Origin of the sequence: Mongoliibacter ruber (assembly GCF_003003005.1) — a bacterium.
GTDB classification, from domain to species: Bacteria; Bacteroidota; Bacteroidia; order Cytophagales; family Cyclobacteriaceae; genus Mongoliibacter; species Mongoliibacter ruber.
On record NZ_PVTR01000001.1, the window covers coordinates 369,490 to 389,409 of the forward strand.

General features: G+C 38.2%; 12 protein-coding genes and 1 pseudogene. 5 read left to right on the forward strand and 8 right to left on the reverse strand.

Translation table 11 applies throughout. The features are described 5' to 3' along the window. Positions 1 to 15 precede the first annotated feature (15 nt). The 3 genes from CLW00_RS01755 to CLW00_RS01765 form a co-directional block, all read right to left on the reverse strand. Positions 16 to 948, reverse strand: coding sequence for an ABC transporter substrate-binding protein (locus tag CLW00_RS01755; RefSeq protein ID WP_106131915.1), 933 nt, complete (start codon positions 946 to 948; stop codon positions 16 to 18). Positions 949 to 1,020: 72 nt separating this feature from the next. Continuing rightward, on the reverse strand, positions 1,021 to 2,559 hold the full coding sequence (locus CLW00_RS01760; RefSeq protein WP_106131916.1) for a RagB/SusD family nutrient uptake outer membrane protein: 1,539 nt from the start codon (positions 2,557 to 2,559) through the stop codon (positions 1,021 to 1,023). A gap of 23 nt (positions 2,560 to 2,582) precedes the next feature. Further along, positions 2,583 to 5,726 carry a SusC/RagA family TonB-linked outer membrane protein gene (locus CLW00_RS01765; protein WP_106131917.1) on the reverse strand — a complete coding sequence of 1,048 codons (3,144 nt, stop codon included), beginning with the start codon at positions 5,724 to 5,726 and terminating at the stop codon, positions 2,583 to 2,585. Between the two features lie 244 nt (positions 5,727 to 5,970). Here CLW00_RS01765 and CLW00_RS01770 point away from each other — a divergent pair, with 244 nt between their 5' ends. Continuing rightward, positions 5,971 to 6,687 carry a class I SAM-dependent methyltransferase gene (locus tag CLW00_RS01770; RefSeq protein WP_106131918.1) on the forward strand — a complete coding sequence of 239 codons (717 nt, stop codon included), beginning with the start codon at positions 5,971 to 5,973 and terminating at the stop codon, positions 6,685 to 6,687. A 140-nt stretch (positions 6,688 to 6,827) separates the two neighbouring features. Here CLW00_RS01770 and CLW00_RS21580 read toward each other — a convergent pair. Beyond that, positions 6,828 to 7,001, reverse strand: a pseudogene (locus CLW00_RS21580) (JAB domain-containing protein); the annotation flags it as partial. Positions 7,002 to 7,334: 333 nt separating this feature from the next. On the opposite strand from CLW00_RS21580, the gene CLW00_RS01780 reads away from it, so the two are divergent. Both CLW00_RS01780 and CLW00_RS01785 read left to right on the forward strand, forming a co-directional pair. Further along, positions 7,335 to 11,804, forward strand: coding sequence for a PAS domain S-box protein (locus tag CLW00_RS01780; protein WP_106131919.1), 4,470 nt, complete (start codon positions 7,335 to 7,337; stop codon positions 11,802 to 11,804). 11 nt (positions 11,805 to 11,815) lie between these two features. Further along, positions 11,816 to 12,256: a response regulator gene (locus tag CLW00_RS01785; protein ID WP_106131920.1), complete on the forward strand. Its 441-nt coding sequence runs from the start codon at positions 11,816 to 11,818 to the stop codon at positions 12,254 to 12,256. A 319-nt stretch (positions 12,257 to 12,575) separates the two neighbouring features. On the opposite strand, the gene CLW00_RS01790 is transcribed toward CLW00_RS01785, so the two are convergent. Beyond that, positions 12,576 to 12,806, reverse strand: coding sequence for a hypothetical protein (locus CLW00_RS01790; protein WP_106131921.1), 231 nt, complete (start codon positions 12,804 to 12,806; stop codon positions 12,576 to 12,578). 23 nt (positions 12,807 to 12,829) lie between these two features. Beyond that, positions 12,830 to 13,090, reverse strand: coding sequence for a hypothetical protein (locus CLW00_RS01795; RefSeq protein ID WP_106131922.1), 261 nt, complete (start codon positions 13,088 to 13,090; stop codon positions 12,830 to 12,832). Between the two features lie 111 nt (positions 13,091 to 13,201). Here CLW00_RS01795 and CLW00_RS01800 point away from each other — a divergent pair, with 111 nt between their 5' ends. Next, positions 13,202 to 13,810, forward strand: coding sequence for a Crp/Fnr family transcriptional regulator (locus CLW00_RS01800; protein ID WP_106131923.1), 609 nt, complete (start codon positions 13,202 to 13,204; stop codon positions 13,808 to 13,810). A 146-nt stretch (positions 13,811 to 13,956) separates the two neighbouring features. After that, on the forward strand, positions 13,957 to 14,601 hold the full coding sequence (locus CLW00_RS01805; RefSeq protein ID WP_170073158.1) for an outer membrane beta-barrel protein: 645 nt from the start codon (positions 13,957 to 13,959) through the stop codon (positions 14,599 to 14,601). Positions 14,602 to 15,143: 542 nt separating this feature from the next. Here CLW00_RS01805 and CLW00_RS01810 read toward each other — a convergent pair. Together CLW00_RS01810 and CLW00_RS01815 are read right to left on the reverse strand one after the other, a co-directional pair. Next, positions 15,144 to 18,800 carry an ABC transporter permease/M1 family aminopeptidase gene (locus tag CLW00_RS01810; RefSeq protein WP_106131925.1) on the reverse strand — a complete coding sequence of 1,219 codons (3,657 nt, stop codon included), beginning with the start codon at positions 18,798 to 18,800 and terminating at the stop codon, positions 15,144 to 15,146. Positions 18,801 to 18,803: 3 nt separating this feature from the next. Next, a complete protein-coding gene (locus tag CLW00_RS01815) occupies positions 18,804 to 19,691 on the reverse strand; it encodes an ABC transporter ATP-binding protein (protein ID WP_106131926.1) in 888 nt (295 codons plus the stop codon). Positions 19,692 to 19,920: the final 229 nt, after the last annotated feature.

Below are 19,920 nucleotides of genomic sequence, written 5' to 3' on the forward strand. Positions count from 1 at the left end.
ATTTCTTTGATAAGGTTAATAGGTTGTATTGAGATTTTGTATTAGGTGGGAGTTGGACTTTAATTCGTATTCATAGTTTCTGGAAACGGGAATCTCCCTGATGTCTTTACCCTCATGGACTTCAATCAACATCTCTCCTTTCTTCCTCCCCATTTCTTCCTCATTTTTGATAAAACCCATAGTGACAAAGTCCATCATAAATGAATCAAATGAAAAGGTTGGAACCTTGGTTGAGGTAGAAACCAGTTTTAATGCATCTTTTTGGTCCCAATCCTTAATGGCTCCATTGGTAGGCAAACAGATCAATGTTTGTTTTTCATTGAGTCGCCTAAATTCCGTTGACCAATCAGCATAGTTATCTGTGAAATAATAATCCACTTCAAAACCTGCATTTTCAAGGATCTCTTTTATGAATTTAGCACTTTTCAATTCAGATAAGGAATCCTCTGTCAAAACAGAAACTTTTTCCAAATACTGATATTGAGAAGATTTGACAAAATCTACAAAACTGTCTACCGGTAGAAACTCCAATACACCTGAAACCTGTTTCCCATCAATATCATATTCGTCCAAAGACCAATTCACTCCGCTGAAGAGGATTTTTATATTACTTTTTCCAAGAACAGGCATGGCTACATATTTCATAGCCGGATCATCGGAGATGACCAAAAAATCAGGAGACTTATCTACTACCTTATTTACTATTGCATTTCCAATGCTGTCTGCAAAATGGGACGAAGTGTGTTTTTTTGTGTCCATATAAATGATTTCCAAACTGTGCTCCACTTGATTAATTTTATCTTTAAAACCATTCAATATATTGTCACTGGGTTCATATCCTGGATGATATGAATTTACATAAATGATATTTAACTTATCTTCTTCTTTTTGATCATGGTTGAAGCAAAGGTGAAGTGAAATAAGTATCGAGAGAAATATGTGTAACATAGGTGGTTTTAAAATCTTAAAATAAAGAGGGCGGGGCAGGAAGTGATTCCTACCCCAATTTTACCCAACCAATCAATATCCGTTGTTTTGAATAATCAAACCGTTTGTTCTGTCAATCTCATCTTGGGGGACAGGAAATCTCTCATGCACTCCATCCCTGAAATTGGATCCTTTATCAGTATTGTACTTTTGTGCAAAAGCCCTGAGTACATTTCCTGCTCTACCTTGTCTTACTAGGTCATAAAACCTATCTCCTTCAAGCGCTAATTCCACCCTTCTTTCATTCCAGATAATTTCACGGAGTCTACTCTGGTCTGTTTCTGAAATCTCAGGCAAAACCATATCAGGTGTGGCCAATTCAAAATTTATAAATGTTCTATACCTGTCTATAGTACTTGAGTTTCTGGCCCTATCCCTTACCATGTTCAATTTGTCCAATGCCTCTATAGTCTGTCCCAGTTCATTAGCAGCCTCAGCATAGATTAATAGCAATTCCGCATACCTCAGAATTCTTACATTCTCACCGTCATTTGCAGAATTCCCAATAAGAGATCTAGGTTTAAAGGCCTTCATGCTGTGCATTTGGTCAGGGTTATCATATCCTGAATGATCATGTTGATCACCTTCAGTGATGTCGCCATGAAACGTAATTGTATGTATTGTTCTGGGGTCTCCCGGTTCGAATGCATCCAATAAGTCTTGTGTTGGACAATTCAGTCCCCATCCTCCAAATAGATTTCTTGATCTTTGGGAGATAGCATGATAAGTAGGATTGGTCATCTGATCATTTTCAGCGAAGGTTATTTCGAAAACTGATTCGGGGCCATGCTGAGATTCTCTTGAAAATATTTGCCCAAAATCCGGTTCAAGATGATATTCTCCTGAATTGATTACTTCCTCTGCATGATTTAATGCTTCTGACCATTTTTGTTGATACAAATAAACCTTTGACAGTAATCCTTGGGCACTTCCCTGAGTTGCTCTGCCTAAATCTTCAAGCCTGTATTCACTTTTACTTGGCAAAAGATCTATAGCTTCCAATAATTCTTGTTCTATAAATGCATAAACTTCAACCTCAGAGGATCTCACTTTGTCATGCTGATCAGAGGAAAGAGGTTCTTCAACTATGGGAACTCCACCGTAAGCCCTCACAAGCCAGAAATAGTGCATTGATCTTAGGAATTTCACTTCTCCTAACAACCTTCGGTTAAGAGCAATTTCCTGATCTAAACCCTGCAGGTTTTGGATGGCCCAATTGAACCTAAAGATCCTTCTGTAATACATAGACCAAACATCTCTAGGGATAACATTACTTGGTATGGTTGCAAAAATATTCATCTGATAGATATCTATTTGGTCTGTCTGGGAGCTTCCTCCCTTCCAGGCATCATCAGATAAGGCATCACCAAGGATAAGAATTCTCCAATCAGACCATCTATTATCAAAATTCCCCATAATGTTATAACAAGAAGTTACAGCCATAACGGGATCAAAATTAGCATCACTTACCAAGGCTAAAGGAGGTACGTCCAGAAAGTCTTCATTACAACTTACAGTACTCAATGCCAAAATCAAAAACGATATTTTATAGAAATTTTTTATCTTTTTCATAGTTCTTTCATTTTAGAGTTTAATCAGAAATTCACCATAATGCCACCCATAAAAGTTCTGGCCACGGGATAGACATAAGTATTCATCCCAGCATTTAAGGTTCCATGATTGACTCCAACTTCAGGATCCAATCCCTCAAAATTGGTGAAGGTCAATAAATTTTCACCACCTACCCAGATCCTTATTCCGGACACGCCATATCTGCTATAAAGGCTGGCTGGCAACTTATAGCCAAGTTGTAGGTTTTTTAATCTTAGGTATGAACCATCTGAGATGTACCAATCAGAAACTCTGAAGTTATTGTTCGCGGTACTTGAAGAAATTATCGGTTGAGTATTGGAAGTACCTTCTCCTCTCCATGCAATATCCTCCAAGCCCCTGACCGTATTGTAGGACCCGTCCCCTACCCAACTGAAATACTTCTCATACATGAAAACATCATTTCCGGTCTGTCCTTGGAGAAACAGGTTGAGGTCAAAGCTTTTGTACTCCAGAAGAATATTAGCCCCAAAAGTCATTGTCGGATGCGGATTACCTATGAAGGTCCTGTCATCATCTGTAATTTGACCATCGCCATTAAGATCTCTGAACCTAAAGTCCCCGGGGCTTGCATTTGGCTGATTGCCGGCAGCTACTTCTTCCTGATTTTGAAAAATACCATCTGTTACCCATCCATAAAATGCTCCGATAGGATGGCCTACGGCGGTTCTACTAAAAGCTCCAGCTCGTGTATTGTCACCTGAAATAGGCTCACCTGAGGCCAAGCTCATCACTTCATTGTCTAAGAAACTTATATTTCCATTTATACTGTACTTTAATGCCCTTTCATAATTCCTATAACCCAGGGCGATTTCAACACCACTGTTACGTATCTGCCCAGCATTGGCCCAAGGAGTCAGATTACCTGCATACAATGGCTGGGGAAGCAACAATAGGTTATCTTTGGTGTCCTTGATAAAGTAGTCGGCAGTAAGTGTAAACTTCCCATCAAACATTGAAGCATCAAAACCGATGTTAAACTGTTCAACTGTTTCCCATTGTATATTAGGATTACCTACATTGTTTGGCCTCAATGCGGGATACATTGTTTCTCCCGGTCCAAAAGCATACCTATCTCTGTCATTTCCAGTCAGTAAATTTATGAACGCATTATTGACAATTCTTTGATTTCCGATTTGACCCCATCCCCCTCTAATTTTCAATTCACTGAAAAGGCTTCCTGTCAAGGGTTCAAAGAATTTTTCATCTGAAATTCTCCAACCTGCGGATAAAGATGGGAAGTACCCCCATCTATTGCCTTCTGCAAATCTTGAAGACCCATCAGCTCTGAAACTAACTGTCAACAAATACTTATCATCGAAGGAATAGTTTACTCTTCCCAAATATGACAACAGCGTATTTCTGGCTGCCTCACCTGTCAAATTCCCCAACACAGAACCTGCATTGAGATACCATAAAGACTCATCATTGGTGGGGGTATTAAACCTTGCACCTTCTATCTCTTCGAAAAAAAATTGTTCTGTAGTAATTCCAGCTACAGCACTGAAACTGTGTTTATCAATTGACTTTTGATATGTCAAAGTATTGGCGAAAACCATATCAGAATTTCTGGTATAGGATCTTCTCACTATACTTTCGTCATTTCTATCATTTGGACCAATCCAATATTGTGGGTTAAAGCTGCTGAAATCATTGAATCTTAAATGAAGACCTAAATCACTTCTAAAAGTAAGTCCTTCCACCAATTCAGCTTCAGCATATATATTTCCCAACATCCTCATTTCTGAAGTACGTCCGTTATTCCTGGATAATCTTCCAACAAGGTTACTCCTGTTTGTATAAAGGGACTGTGCATATCTATTGTAGGGATTATTGATATCGATCCCTTCAGTGATAGCCTCTTGCTCCAACTGTGCTTGAGTTTTATAAACTGGTGATATTGGGTCTAGTTGATAGACAGATGCGATTACTCCTCCGCCTTCACCTTCGTTTTCTGTAAAACCTCTCCTGCTATTGTGAATTAGCGAGAGGTTATTTCCAAACTTTATTCTTTTGGAAAGGTCATATTCTGTATTTATCCTAAAGGTAAGCCTGTCAAATTCAGAAGTTTTAAGGTATCCCTTATCAGCAAAATATGCCAAACTTGTAGAATACCTTAACCTGTCAGTGCCTCCCATCATAGAAAAGTCATAGTTCTGTACAACCCCAGTCTGATTGATTTGATCCCACCAATCAGTACCTGTTCCCCAGGATTCAGGACTGGCATTTGCTATTGCAGGTATTGGGCTGGTACCACCGTTTTGATGTGCCAAAAGATGAACTCTTGCAAACTCCGTCCCATCTGCCATTTCAGGTCTCCTCCAGGCATTTTTTACCCCATAATATGAGTTGAAAAATATCTTTGGCGCACCTGAAACTCCTTTTCTTGTAGTGATCAAAACTACACCATTTGCTCCCCTTGATCCATATATAGCAGCTGCAGAAGCATCTTTTAATATTTCAATACTTTCAACATCTGCTGGGTTCACAATCTGTTCTATACCACCCACATTTTCACCTAAAGGCATTCCATCTACTACATAAAGCGGGTCATTATTTCCATAAATTGATCCAGTACCTCTGATTCTGACAGTAGTACCTGATCCCGGTGAGCCACTATTGGCAGCGATTGTCACACCCGCAGCTCTTCCCTGAAGTGCCCTATCAATCCCGGCTACGGGCAGATTCATCAATTCATCACCCTTCACTTGACCAACAGCACCTGTGATGTCACGCTTTTGTTGCGTACCATAGCCAACTACAATTACTTCTTCCAAAGACTTTGAATCAGTCTCCATCGTAATATCCAACACAGATCTTGTACCTATATTTTGCCTAACTGTTTGGTAGCCTATATAGGAGAATATTAACACAGCATTTTCTGACACAGAAATGCTGTACCTCCCATCCAAATCTGTTATGGTACCAGTAGAACTGCCAGAAACTGTGATAGTAGCCCCGGGGATCGGTTCCCCTGCATCGTCTAATACTTGACCGAATACTTGGATTAATTCGGTCTGATTTTGGGCAAAAACAATATTATTGGTATAGCCAAAAAACAATAGAAATATTAAGAACCAGATCTTATCCCAAAATACTTTTTGATGTTTTCGTAAAATGTGTTCCATGATTAAATTTTAAAGGTTATTGGATTTATTTTTATCAATCGAACTCGTCTAAAACAGAATATTAAAACATATAAGACCTCTTTTGAGGATTTAAATTCTATTAAAAGAGCGCTATTTGATATTTATATTTGAAATAAAGCTACTTGCACAAATCGAGAAAAAACAGTTTTTCGGGCTTTCAAAGAATTTTTTCCAGAAATAACGTTTGCAGAAACTAGACGGAATTAATTGTTTCAAAGAATAAATGAAATTTGAAAATTATATATTAAGTTCTTGGCAGGAAAATGCAGCTCAATGGGTTGAAACCATTGAGCAAACAAAAATTCCATCAAGGGAATTTACCAATCCGGCTTTGATTGATTGCATAAAAAATCAAATTCAAAAATCGGTTTTGGAATTTGGATTCGGAGAAGGCTGGCTGGGCAGGAGTTTAATGAAAGAAGATTATAGTGTTTTTGGACTTGATGGAACACAAGCTCTAGTTACGGCAGCAAAACAAAAGTCAGACACCCAAAATTATGCATTAGCTACCTTTCAGAAAATCGTTAACAGGGCAAACTCAGAAATACAATCTAAGACGCTTGATCAAATTCAAATCCAACAGTTTCATGGAGCGGTTTTTAATTTTTGCCTTTATGAAAAAGAAGGCATTTCTGAAATACTCAAATCAGTTTCAAAACTGATAAGTACTGAAAGAAAAATAATTATACAGACTATACATCCAAAATCGATGCTGGCGATGGAACTCCCTCATAGAAGTCAATGGGTTGAGGATTCATGGCAGGGATTAAACGGCAATTTTAAAAATGGGCACCCTTGGTATTTCAGGACATTGGAAGATTGGCTGTCCATATTTGAGTTCTCTAAGCTGCAGGTAGAAAAGATATATGAACCTTTGGGAAAGGAAACCGACCGGCCGGTCAGTATTATTTTTGTCCTAAGAAATGCATCAAACCAGTGAAATTGAAAAACGGCTTTTTCCTCAATTCAATATTTTCGAAGTGAATATTGTGGATAAATCATATCCATAAATTGGGGTTCAAAAAACAACATTTCGCATTAGAGTCTGGCCAAAAAAAGAAGGTCCCACTCCTCTGATGCCTACATCAGTCCTTCGTCTTTAAAGCTAAAGTATCCGCAGTCGGTAAAAATCACATGATCCAGTACCGGGACTTCCATCAGTTATCCCAGCTCAACAAGCCTCCTTGTCAGTCTTTTATCCAGCTCGGATGGTCTCAAGTTTCCTGAAGGATGGTTGTGTACGAGTATTTCACCAATACAGGCTTTTTGCGTTTTGGTGCCAAAATCACCAAAATCTGTAAGATTAATCCATGATAGCTCTACCGGGTATCCTTCATGATACCTAATCAAGTTCTTGGGAACTTTGTAAAACGCAGGTTGGTACCGTTAATATTATGACTTATATTGAAAATATCTTCGTATTAGCGCGCTTCGCAAAATAATTAATCAATTTAAGTGTTAAACTGAAAGTAAATTGCTTCAAACCACCCAAGAGGCCTAATTCCTTTCCGTGTTTACCTATCTGATTGTCAAAAAATAGTCCCTCTATTTACTGGGGTGAAATTACAGAAATAATATATCTACCCTATGAAAAATACCCAATTTAGCAATCTGATACTCGACCAAAGCAAGGATCTCGTTTGGGCAGTGGATAAAAACCTTGATTTGGTTTATGCCAACAGGGCCTATTCAAACCTAATGGAGGAAGTAACAGGAGTGAAAAAAGAACTGAACACTCCAATCTTGGTAGAAGGTTTTGGCGAGGGCTATATTGAAAAATGGAAGGCCTACTACCAAAAAGCCTTATCTGGAGAACATTTTGAAATAGAGGAACATTTTTACAACCCGGAAACCCAAGAAATACAGTATGGGCATATTGCCTTCTCCCCCATTCGTGATAAGGAAGGTGAAATTCTTACTGTAGCCTGCCGTAATACAGATATCACACCGGTCATCAGACAAAAAGATCATGCAAGTCGGCTAATGGATGCTTCATTGGATGTTTTCTGTACCATTGATGAAGAAGGAAATTTTGTATTTGTGAGTTCTGTTTCCGCTAATCATTGGGGGTATCATCCTGAAGAGCTGATAGGCAAATCTTACAGAGACTTGATAGTTGAAGAGGATCTCGAAAAAACTGATTTGGTAGATGCGGAAATATTGGCAGGTAAAGAATTTAAATCCTTTTCCAATCGATTCCGCAAGAAAAACGGCGATATCGCTTATAACCTGTGGTCAGCCCGTTGGGACAATGAGACCAAGCTGATGTACTGTGTAGCCAGAGATGGGAAGGAAAAAATCGAAGAAGAATCAGAAAAGGAATTACTCAGCCAAATCAGCCAAAGTTTCAACAATGATAAGGAATTGATTCCTTCGGGTAATCATCTTTGCGAAAATTTATACGCATACGGGAAATTTGATTTGATTGAACTCTGGTGCCCCAGTATGGAGGGGACAAAAATAAACCTAATTGGAAAGAGTGATCATAATCAGGATTTCTATGAATTTGAACCATCAGAAACTTCCTTTCAGAAGGATAAAGGCTTGCCGGGAAAGGTTTGGAACAAAGTAAAACAGCTTCTTTGGGATGAAAAACAAATCAATAAAAACTTTATCAGGAAAAAAGGAGCCTCTCACCTGGGGCTGAAAGCCATACTTGGGATACCTTTGTCCTTTAACGATGAATTGGTAGGTGTGCTACTGATAGGAACCAAAAGGGAACCGGAATATCTGGAGAAACATAGTCCGGTTTTAAGCCGCCTGGAAAAATTTATCGGTTCGGAAATTAACAGGAAAAGATTGGAAGATAATCTCAAGCACTTGTACAAGGCCATTCCTGATATTCTATGCATTGCAGATTTTTACGGTCGATTTTTGAAAATTAACCCCGCAGGTTGTGAATTGCTGGGCTATAAAGAAAAAGAAATCCTATTTCATACCTTTGAGGACTTTGTCCATCCTGAGGATAAGCATGTATCTACCAGAGAAGTAAAGAAACTTGAAACAGGCGCAAATACCTTTCAATTTGAAAACAGATACATTACCAAAGATGGTAAAATCATTTGGCTAAGTTGGAGTTGTAATTCATCGGTTCAAGAAGGGTTGATTTATGCTTCAGCCAAGGATATTACCGCTATGGTTCAATTAAGGGAGTTAAATACCCAAGCCGGAACCCTGGCAAAAATTGGCTCATGGGAAATTGATTTGGAAAAAAACACCGTTTTCTGGTCTAAAATAGTGCATCAACTACATGAAACGGATCCTAATACTTTTACTCCCGATATACAGGCGGGAATTAATTTTTATCGTGAAGACTGTAGGGCTTTGGTTCAGAACAGTATTGAAAAAAGCACCTCAACAGGTAAGGGGTTTGATTTTGAAGCAGTGATCATCACCAAAAAGCTTAAAGAAAGATGGGTGCGGGCTATAGGCAACGTGGAAATCTTTAAAGGAAAAACCAAAAGAATCTATGGTAGCTTTCAGGATATCACAGACAGAAAAGAATCTGAATTGAGGTTACAGTCATTCGCCAATAACCTGCCTGGGGTAGCCTTTCAGTATTACATATATCCTAATGGCAGTGATGACTTAAAGTATGTAACCAATGGAGCAGAGAAGGTTTGGGGTTTTGATGAAGAAAGCGTTATGGAAGAAAACAGCTTAGTTTGGAAGCAAGTTGAGCTTGGAGGAGAGCTTGATTTTGTCAAGAAAAGCATCATGAAATCAGTAGAAACCAAATCTGAATGGAAGGCTCAGTGGCGATATATCATGCCCAACAATGAACTTCGTATACATGCCGGATATGGAACCCCTACGATTCTACCGGATAAGAGCATCGTTTTCAACTCGCTCATTCTGGATATAACTCAGGAATACAGAAGCGAAGAACTCTTGGAGCAAGCTTCTGAAATGGCGAAAATCGGCAGTTGGGAACTTAACCTGGCTGATCAAACGAATGACCGCATGTACTGGTCACCCATGACGAGAGAGATTTTAGAAGTAGATGACGACTACAACCCGTCATTGACGGGAGGCTTTGAATTTTACTCTGGTGAGGATAAGGAAAAGATTCAAAAGGAAGTAGCTCAATTGATAGAAACGGGTCAGGAGTTTGACTTGGAGTTGCTCATTATCACTCAGGACGGAAAAGAAAAATGGATAAGGTGTATTGGTAAAAGTGAATGGGTTAAAGGTGCATGCACAAAAATCTATGGCAGTTATCAGGACATTCATGTAGCCAAATCCAATGAGCTTAGGTTAAAAGAAATACTCGAAAGTATTTCAGACGCTTTTTATGCTGTAGATGCCAATTGGAATTTTACCTATTTCAACCGTGAAGCTGAACAACTTTTGAAGAAAAGCGCAGATGAGGTACTGGGTGAAAACATTTGGGGAATTTTCTCACCTGCCAAAGGAACTGTTCTGGAAAAGATTTACAGGCGAGTGGCCGAAAGCGGCCAATCTGAAAACTTTGAGTATCATTACCCGGGAAATGGATGCTGGTACGAAATATCAACTTATCCTTCCAGTGGAGGCATTTCATCATATTTTAAAAATATTGATGAACGCAAAGAGTCTGCAAAAGAACTTGAAAAAGCTTACAAAGAAAAAAATGAAATACTGGAAAGTATTGGGGATGCTTTTTTTGCCGTAGATGAAGATTGGATAATAACCTACTGGAACAAACAGTCCGAAATCATAATGGGCAAAAATAAAGAGAGTGTACTCGGTGAAAATTTATGGGAACTTTACCCAGATGCCGTAGACACTGATTTTTACGTGCAGTACCATCGGGCTATGGAATCTGGTGAAATGGTCAATTTTGAGGAATACTATCCTACTCTTAACATTTGGGTAGAGGTAACTGTTTACCCTTCAGAAAATGGCTTATCCATATACTTTAAGGATATTACGCTTAGGAAAGCAGCGGATATCCGATTGCTGAAAGCCAATGAACGCTTCGAATTGGTGACTAAGGCGACTAAAGATGCGATTTGGGATTGGGATATAGAAAATGACAATTTCTATCGATCAAATAATATCCATAAGATTTTGGGAATTGGTGCATCTACGGAATTGAAGAAAAATCAATTTTGGAAAGATGCCTTTCACCCCGAAGATTTGGAGAAAATAAAGGAAAGCATTCAGAGAGAGCTAAATGATCCCCAATCTGAGCGATGGGAAATGGAATACAGGGTGCTAAACGATAATAATGAAGAACTTTCAATAATCGACAGAGGGATTATCGTTAGAAATAAAAATGGAAAGGCTGCCCGTATGGTGGGGGCAATGACTGATTTGACCAAGCAAAAAAGGCTTGAAAAAGAATTATTCCAACTCAATGAATCACTCAAAAATTATGCAAAGGAACTAGAGCGTTCCAATGAAGAGTTGGAACAATTTGCCTTTATTACCTCCCACGATTTGCAGGAACCACTTCGGATGATTTCCAGCTTTATGGATCAGTTGAAAAGGAAATATGCTGAGCAATTAGATGACAAGGCGCTACAATACATTCATTTTGCTACGGATGGAGCCAAACGGATGAAGCAGATCATATTGGATTTATTGCTTTATTCCAGAGCCAACAAGCCTTCCGAGCACCTTGAGGAGATAAACCTAAATGAAATATTAGCTGATTACACTCAATTGAGAAGTAGGGTAATTGTTGAAAAAAATGCGTCTATTAAATTTGATAAACTCCCCGTTTTAAATACCTACAGGGCACCAATTACCCAGATAGTCCATTGTTTACTTGACAATGCTTTGAAGTATGTGAAAGAAAATATACCTCCGTGTATTGAGATTTATGTTAAGGAAAAAGAGACGGTTTGGGAGTTCGCAGTAAAAGACAATGGAATTGGTATTGATGAAAAATTTTATGATAAAATCTTCATCATTTTCCAAAGGCTTCATAACAGAAATGAACATGATGGTACAGGTATTGGCTTGTCCATCGCCAAAAGAGGTGTTGAATTTTTAGGAGGTGAAATTTGGCTGGAATCAACAGTAGACAAAGGCTCTACTTTCTATTTTACAATAGCAAAAAATCAATAATTTCATAAAATATGAGTACTAAAAATTTAAAATTAGCACATATTCTTCTTGTAGAAGACAACGAAGGAGATATACTCCTCACGCTTGATGCTTTTGAGGAAAGCAAGTTTCAAACTCAAGTCAGCGTCGCCAGGAATGGACAGGAAGCATTAGATTTTTTAAACAAAACAGGAAAATTCTCTGATGCTCAAAGGCCTGATTTGATTTTGTTGGATATAAATATCCCCATTTTCAATGGGCTTGAAGTATTGGAAGAGATCAAAAAGGATGAAAGCCTGAAAAAGATTCCGGTAATCATGCTGACCACTTCCTCCAATCAAAAAGATATTGAATTGGCCTACAAAAGCTACTGCAACAGCTATGTAAAAAAACCATTGGAGATGGAAGATTTTATGGAGGCCATTCTTAAAATCGAAGAGTTTTGGCTGCAGCTATCCGTTTTATCTGAATAATATATTCTTCAATAGGATACTCAATTAGAATAAAATGAAATATTGTGAGGACAAAAAACCTGTCTTTTCTAAGGAAATTATTTGAGCTTTTTACCGACCTTTTCAGGGAAAGAGAATTTGATTAAAATGATTTTAGAAGGTATGCGAAATTTTTGGGGACAATAAAAGTTATTTAAAAATGTAAAAATGAAGCTGGTGTGTCTATACATACCAGCTTCATTTTTACGGCACCTGGAAGACAAGGATATTCAGTTAAGAGCCTAAATACTCCAAATCCATACTCTCATAAATCATTGTCCTTTTTGACTTCCAATCAAATTCAACTCCCAGGCTTGTTGAATTTTTTTTTAATCATATACCGCAATCCCACATACCAGAACAACATGAAGGTAATCATGAAATATTTACCACTTGAATCTACCATGGAATAGTCTTCTGATTTGAAGAAATTCACTATTTCCAAAGAAAAGATGATTATTCCACACCCTAGGAATATGTAGGAAAGGATGTTGATGAGGGGATTTGCTGAGTTGTATTTAGATTTATTCATTTCAATTATATTTTTTTTTACAATTATTTCAGACTCATTTCAAAATCTTTTCCTCTGAGTTGTACTGCCATCCATTTTAGGATCAAAAACAGGATCAGGCCATTAAGGCCAAACAAGAGTGCATTTTCAACCAGAAAGTCCAATTTTTCCAGAAAGTCCAATTTTGACTGAACTTTGAAAAAATCATAAAGGCCGGAAAACAACCTTAATAATCCCCCAAAGAGCAACAGATAAGCAATAACATTTAGTCCTTTTAGATTTCCGAATTTAAATTGAATTTTCATTTTTGTGATGTTTGGTTTGTTTAACAAAGGTATGTGGCCCAAAACCGCTAAAAATTGACCTATGTTAAGTTAATCCTTAACTTGAAGATCAATCTGAACCTCAAGCCCTCCATGGATAAAACACTGTCAGAAGACGCATACGAAGGACATTTAAATGCAGCAAGGGAGCTCCTTTATGATTACCTTCCATTGACCGATGAACAATGGGAAGTATTCAAGCAGGGCTTTAAAATCAGGAAATACAGAAAAGGAGATTTTATTTTAAATGAAGGAGAAACTGAGCGTTTTCTCTCCATTGTGATAACTGGGTGTACAAGGCATTTTATTTTGGTCAAAGGGGAAGAAAAGTCATTTGATTTCTCTTTCCAGCATGAATTTAACTGTTCCTACTCCAGCTTTATCCAACAAAATCCTTCCAATTTTTATATAGAAGCCTTAGATGAATGCATCCTTGCCTCCCTACCCTACACATTTTTGGAACAGCTTTATGCACAATACCCAGAGAGCAACAAATTTGGGAGAACAGCTGTAGAGCAATACTACATATGGAGAGAACAAAGAGAAATTTCACTTCTGACTGACTCTGCCAGTGAGCGGTACGAAAAGTTAATGGAAAAATACCCTGTTTATCTGGAACAGGTCCCTTTAAAATATCTTGCCTCCTATCTTAATGTGAAACCTGAGTCCTTGAGCAGGATCAGAAAAAAGCTGATGAAGTAAAAGTATGTTCTTAACCTAGATCAATTTTTTACCATTTACCTTCTCCCACCTTTGTACCTGTCAAACAAACAGTTACAAAAATGAAAACGATTAGATTTACAAAAGTTTCAATTTTCCTACTTTTCTTTGTCCTAAGCCAAAATTTAATGGCACAGAATGCAGAACCATCTTCAAAAAAACCTTATAAATCACAAACCTACTTCAGTTTTGGAGCAGGGTTAAGTGTATTGCAGGGTGTTCCTGACAACTTTTACCAAGATGGACATGGTAATATTCAAATAGGTTTTATGAAGGAGATGCCAATAAACAGAAGACTTTCATTCCTTACAGGTTTGGAGCTCGAAAGAACAACCTATAACCTTGACTTCTTCCCTGTTTTGGACGAAAGCAACAATACTTTAATCCAAGCACCTGATGGAATAAAGTATTCAAGGATATACCAGAATAGTTTTAATCTCTCCGCACAGGCAAGGCTTTATTTTAAAGACAACAACAGTAAAGAAAAACCAAACATTTTCTTGCAAACAGGTTTTAGAGGTGGATATAACCTTAGCAGTACTTACTCCTTCAGGGAGAATAATGAGAATCAATCCATTAATTTGTCAGAGCTGGCCAATCCCTTCAACCTTCAGGCAGAACTGATGCTGGGCTTTAAAGGCAATTATTTCAAAAAGCTGGAAATCTTAAATGCATCAAGCTTTGGTATGACCTACCAGTTCAATCCTCTTCTGACTGCCGGAAATGTAGAAAATATAAAACCCATACACCTGACTTGGAGATTCTTGTTTTAAAAACAGTATTCCCCTTTGTCTTACCTGCTATTAAAGAAAAGGGGAAATACTTTTGTTTCTCCATGCTGTTTCCAAAAAAGCTTATACATTTCTGCTTTAATCTCTATATTCTATAGTTAAAACGCTTGATGCATTTTCAGGTGGAGATCCCTGAAATGACGCCAGTCGGACATTTTTAATGAGTATGGTTTCCCTGGCTTAAAAAAACTTACAACTAATCCCGCTATTATTTCATTCAGCTTTGCCTAATTTTCAACTTCCCACTCTCTGAATTATGCCAAAAGTGTAAGAGCAACTTATGGGGGGTTGGGAAAGAAGGTTTTGATCCAAGAAATGCCAGACTGCCTGATTTTTATGGCAAAAATGCCTTGGCAGAAATCACTAAAAATGGTTCACCTTCCGATTTGACATTTATGAAAGCTATGAAAGTGAAATTTTTAATTTGAAGTCCTGAATTCGGTAAACACTTTTAAACAAAGGGAAGGCTAAACCTTCCCTTTTAGGTGAACTTCAAATATCATCTTATCCATGATAGTCCTTCCTTAGTCAATACTTACATTTACTATATTATCTTCCGGAATTCTATCAATTAGTTTATTATATGGGTCTATTCCTGCCTTTACCGGAGCTTCCCCCTTTACTTTGATTTTCAGAATCGTCTCACCCGCCACAATTTTGTGCTTCTGCAGGTACAAAGGATTTGTCCTGTTTCTCCCGTTCTCATCTTTGTCTTCTCTGGCAAAAATTCCGATATCTATATAATCGCCTTCATAATCTGCAGGGGATTCCCTACCTAAGCTATCCGCATAAACTTTCCGGGAATTCACAGTCAAGGTAACCAAGTATTCATTATCTCCCAGATTTTCAGCTTTTGCTTCCTGTGCCTTATTTTCATACAAAGTGATTTTATTCCAGGTATCATCCAGAAAATAATGCATAGAATCAGGCGTGTGATGGGTAAGATGCCGAAGTAAGTCAGAACTTCCCGCAAAAGGAGGCGTTTCCTTCAAACCAAACTCATCAACAAAATTCTTTAAAGCAGCATCCATGGCAGCATCCCCGATGTAATCTCTTAATGCATATAGCACAAGAGCACCTTTTTGATACCAGATATACCCCCTGTCTGCATTGATGAATACATTTTCTTTTTTGCTTTCATTTGATCTCCCGGACAGATAACTGTCAAGTTCCTGCTTAAGAAATCGTTTCATATTGTCTCTACCGTAGGCTTTTTCTGTCAAAATCAGAGCAGAATATTCTGCCAAAGCTTCTGAAATCAGATTGGATCCCCTAGTGTAGTTTGGAGGCACCTGATGGCCCCACCATTGGTGGGCAAGTTCATGGGCTGTGACAAAATAGACATAGTCAAAATCATTGGGGTCACTGAAATCTGCCACCCAGCCAAAACTTTCTGAAAAAGGCACTGTGTTAGGAAAAGACTGGGCAAAGCCAGCATACCGAGGGAATTCCAAAATCCGCATTTGCCTGAATTGAAATGGGCTATATTTTTCAGAAAAATAAACTAAACCATCTTTATACGCTGCCAGGAACCTGTCCAGATTATACTTGTGTTCCCGGTGATGGTAGATTTCAATGGTTACTTTCTGACCATCAGGCAAAACAGCCTCATCCAATAATACATCAAATTCCCCGGAAACTACAGAGAAAAAGTATTGAATTGGTGTATCCTGAATATAATGAAAATACCTTCTTCCATTTTCCTCCCACTCTTTCTGTAAATATCCCGGTACCACTGCAATCTGATCAGGATGCGTACTCACTACTGCCTCAAAGTTTACAAAATCGGCATCTTGCGAAAACAATAGATTAGTCAAACCAAAAGGGTCATCATGGGGCGGCAGATCGGTATCCTTCTTTTCCAGTCCATGCTTTTTACGTATTTCATCTGAAGTCAATTCGATGGATGGATTGTAACCAAAGCTCGGCAAAAAAGCAGAAGTAAACGTCCCATTATATACCAGATCCCTTCCATAGCCGGAATTTGGGAAACCTTTTTTGATCAGACTTGCCGAAACCTCCAGTTGTAGCGTATCTCCCGGTTGCATGCTTTTAGGAAGTGCCAATATTTTATACCATTCCTTTTGATTGTATTTATTTAAAACATCAAACTTCCTTCGACCAAATGTTAAAGGAAATCGATAAGGCAGGGATTGTCCGTCCAACCTGACTTCAAACTCAGTAAGATCATTTGCATTCATATGCAGGGAATCGATGGGACTATCTGTTTTATTCACAATAGTCAAAAGAAGGTTGAAGTAGGCATTTCTTTCTTCCGGAACAAGATCTGCTTTTAACAAAACTGAAACTACTTTGGGTTGTGGAAGTCGCTCATACTGCTTTAGTTGTTTTTCGTATTCTGCCCTGTCTTTTTGACCTTCCTTAACAGTTTGATAGCCATTTTCATAGACCACTGATTGGAAAATATAGGCACCAGATCCCAATCCTATCAATAAAAACACCAACGAAAGACCAACTGCTGGTGACTTCAAACGCTTTTTGGCAGTATTTAACCTGCTGGAAAAACTTACTTCTGTTCCCCTGATAAAGAAAATACTGAAAAACAACACCAGGAAAAGACCAATGGCAGACCAATAAATATTAAACCAAAGCAATGAACCGGAAAAATGGCCTAATCCATTCATGTCTGACCAAAGGTAAGATGGCTTGAATGAATAAAGGAAAAGATTGAAATTGACATTTGCTAAATCCATAACGACCCCAAGTACCACCCAAATGGCAATACTAGCTGCATGGCCAGCAAATTTATTGTTAAAGAGCATATGAACAGCAAATACCAACATAACCATTTGCAGGTAATCCGGATAAGTAATCAGAAAACTGTCAACGAGATAGACTGGGAGCTGATAGTTAAAGTATCCTTTCAATGTCTGAACCAACATGCCAATTGGGATTGGGATGAAGGCAAGAATGAATGTCACCGTTGCCATGGCAAAAAACTTGGATGAAAGCAATACACTATCCTTCACTGGGAAAGTATCACTGATCACAGCATAGCCTGAAGCCTGATTTCTATGAATGGATTCTCCGGTGAAAAACACAATAATGATGAAAACAAAAAGATTGTAATCAAAACCCTTGAACTCCATCAAAAAGCTGGTAACAGGGAAATTTGAGACTGAATAAATCGTAGAGCCTATCCAAAAATCAATTATCAAGAACACAAGGCCACCCAAGAGAATAGATCTAAAGTAAACATCTTTCAACACATTGTTCACCTCAATTTTGGTCAATGCTAACAAACTCATCCATTGGTATTTACCCGAAAAAACAGTTTGAACCTTTCCTATGGTTGCTACAGGAGCTATTTCTTCTCCAGCTGACTTTTCGGTACGCTTCAAACGCTCCTGAAAGAAGTAGCTGAAGGAGAATCGCCAATATGCAGCTAAAAAAAAGCATAATCCTGCCAGTGACCAGATGACCCTATTCCAAAGCAGGTTTCCTTGCATTGGAGCAATAAAAGAATTTTGTTCAAAGGGTGTTAAATAGCGGGTTTCATAATTGAAGGCATTGAGTGCAAATGGATCCAGTAATTGTACCAAGTTTTTATTTTCAATATCCTGCGCCAGGAAATTCGAAAGTAAATAGGCGATGAACAAAATAATACCCCCTGAATAAATGGATTTGATATTTCTTGTGAAAATTATCAGTGCGAAAAACAAGGTTCCTGCGATCCACATATTTGGCAGAACCATAGTCAGCCAAGGGTGAAGGTAATTCATGAGTTCATGGGGGCCATAGCGATCTGCGTCAGTCCAGCCTGTGGTACCTCCGATAATACTTCCAACAAAAATACCCAACATCACTCCTGAGGTAATTCCTAGTAAAACCACAAAAGACCCCCAAAACCTACCCATGAAATAGGCAAACTTACTCAATGGGTAGCTGAACATGAAGGTTCCTGTTTTATGTTCTAGATCCCTGTATATCGGAACACCCATTACAGCAGAGGCAAGCAATACCCCAAAGAGTGATATAGTCACTTGTAATTGGGCTATCACATATGGTGAATTGTGAAAAACCGTCTCTGCAGCGGGTGTAAATCCACCTCCTAATAGCACAAAAGCAACTGCAAACAATGCCCCAAAATAAGCGTAGGTTGCCGGTCTTGACAGCCTGTACCTGATTTCAAACTTGAATACGTTCCAAAAATCCCTCATGGCTTACAAAGTTATAGGGTCCATTTTTTGGGAAATATGGCTGAAATATACATCCTCCAGATTGGCTGGAACACCCTCAAAATCATTTTCAGGCAAAGCCTCGCTAGTAATCCGCAGGTTTAGTTTCCCCTCTTTCAATTGCGTTGAAATAAGGTTATACTGCCCTCTATACTTGTCCAATTCGGACTTGTCTATACTTTTTTGGTAAATCATACCCTCTAATTCTTTGACTCCATCAGAAGGTTTACCTTGCATCAGCAGTTCTCCTTGACAAATTATGGCCATATTTGAGCACAGGGTACTTACATCTTCCACAATGTGGGTTGATAAAATGACAATTGTATTTTCACCCAATTCACTGAGTAAATTGTAAAACCTATTTCTTTCGGAAGGATCCAATCCAGCCGTAGGCTCATCAACGATAATAAGAGATGGATTACCTGCCAATGCCTGGGCAATCCCAAACCGTTGGCGCATCCCCCCTGAAAAAGTACCTAAAGCCTTTTTTCTATCCTTATAAAGATTGACTTTTTGCAAAAGAGAGGCCACCAGGTCTTTCCTTTCAGAACCCTGAATCACCCCTTTCATCTGGGCAATATGATCAAGCATCACCTCAGCACTTATCCTAGGATATAAACCGAAATCTTGAGGTAAATAACCGAGCTTTTCCCGCAACTGTTGCTTATCCTTCAAAACATCCAGGTCATCTAAAAATATATTACCTGAATCAGCATCCTGTAGTGTAGCTATAGTACGCATCAAAGTAGATTTACCTGCACCATTTGGCCCTAAAAGGCCAAACATACCTTGAGGTATCGTTAATGAAATGTCATTCAAGGCCTTAACTCCATTGGAATAGGTCTTTGAAAGGTTTTGGATTAAAAGTTCCATATTGCATAGTTTGTGGTGAAAATTCTATAATTAAGGTTTTAAAAGTAAGGTATAAAATTCCAAAAATTTCCAAATTATCTGATTAATTTAATTTTAACAATAATAAATTTTGTTAATTGATGTAAAAGCGGACATTTTTCACTTTTGCACTCTTTTCGATTTATCAACACAAAAGCATAAACTAAAGCCAAATAAGACATCTTTTAAGGATTTGTCAGATAGATGACAT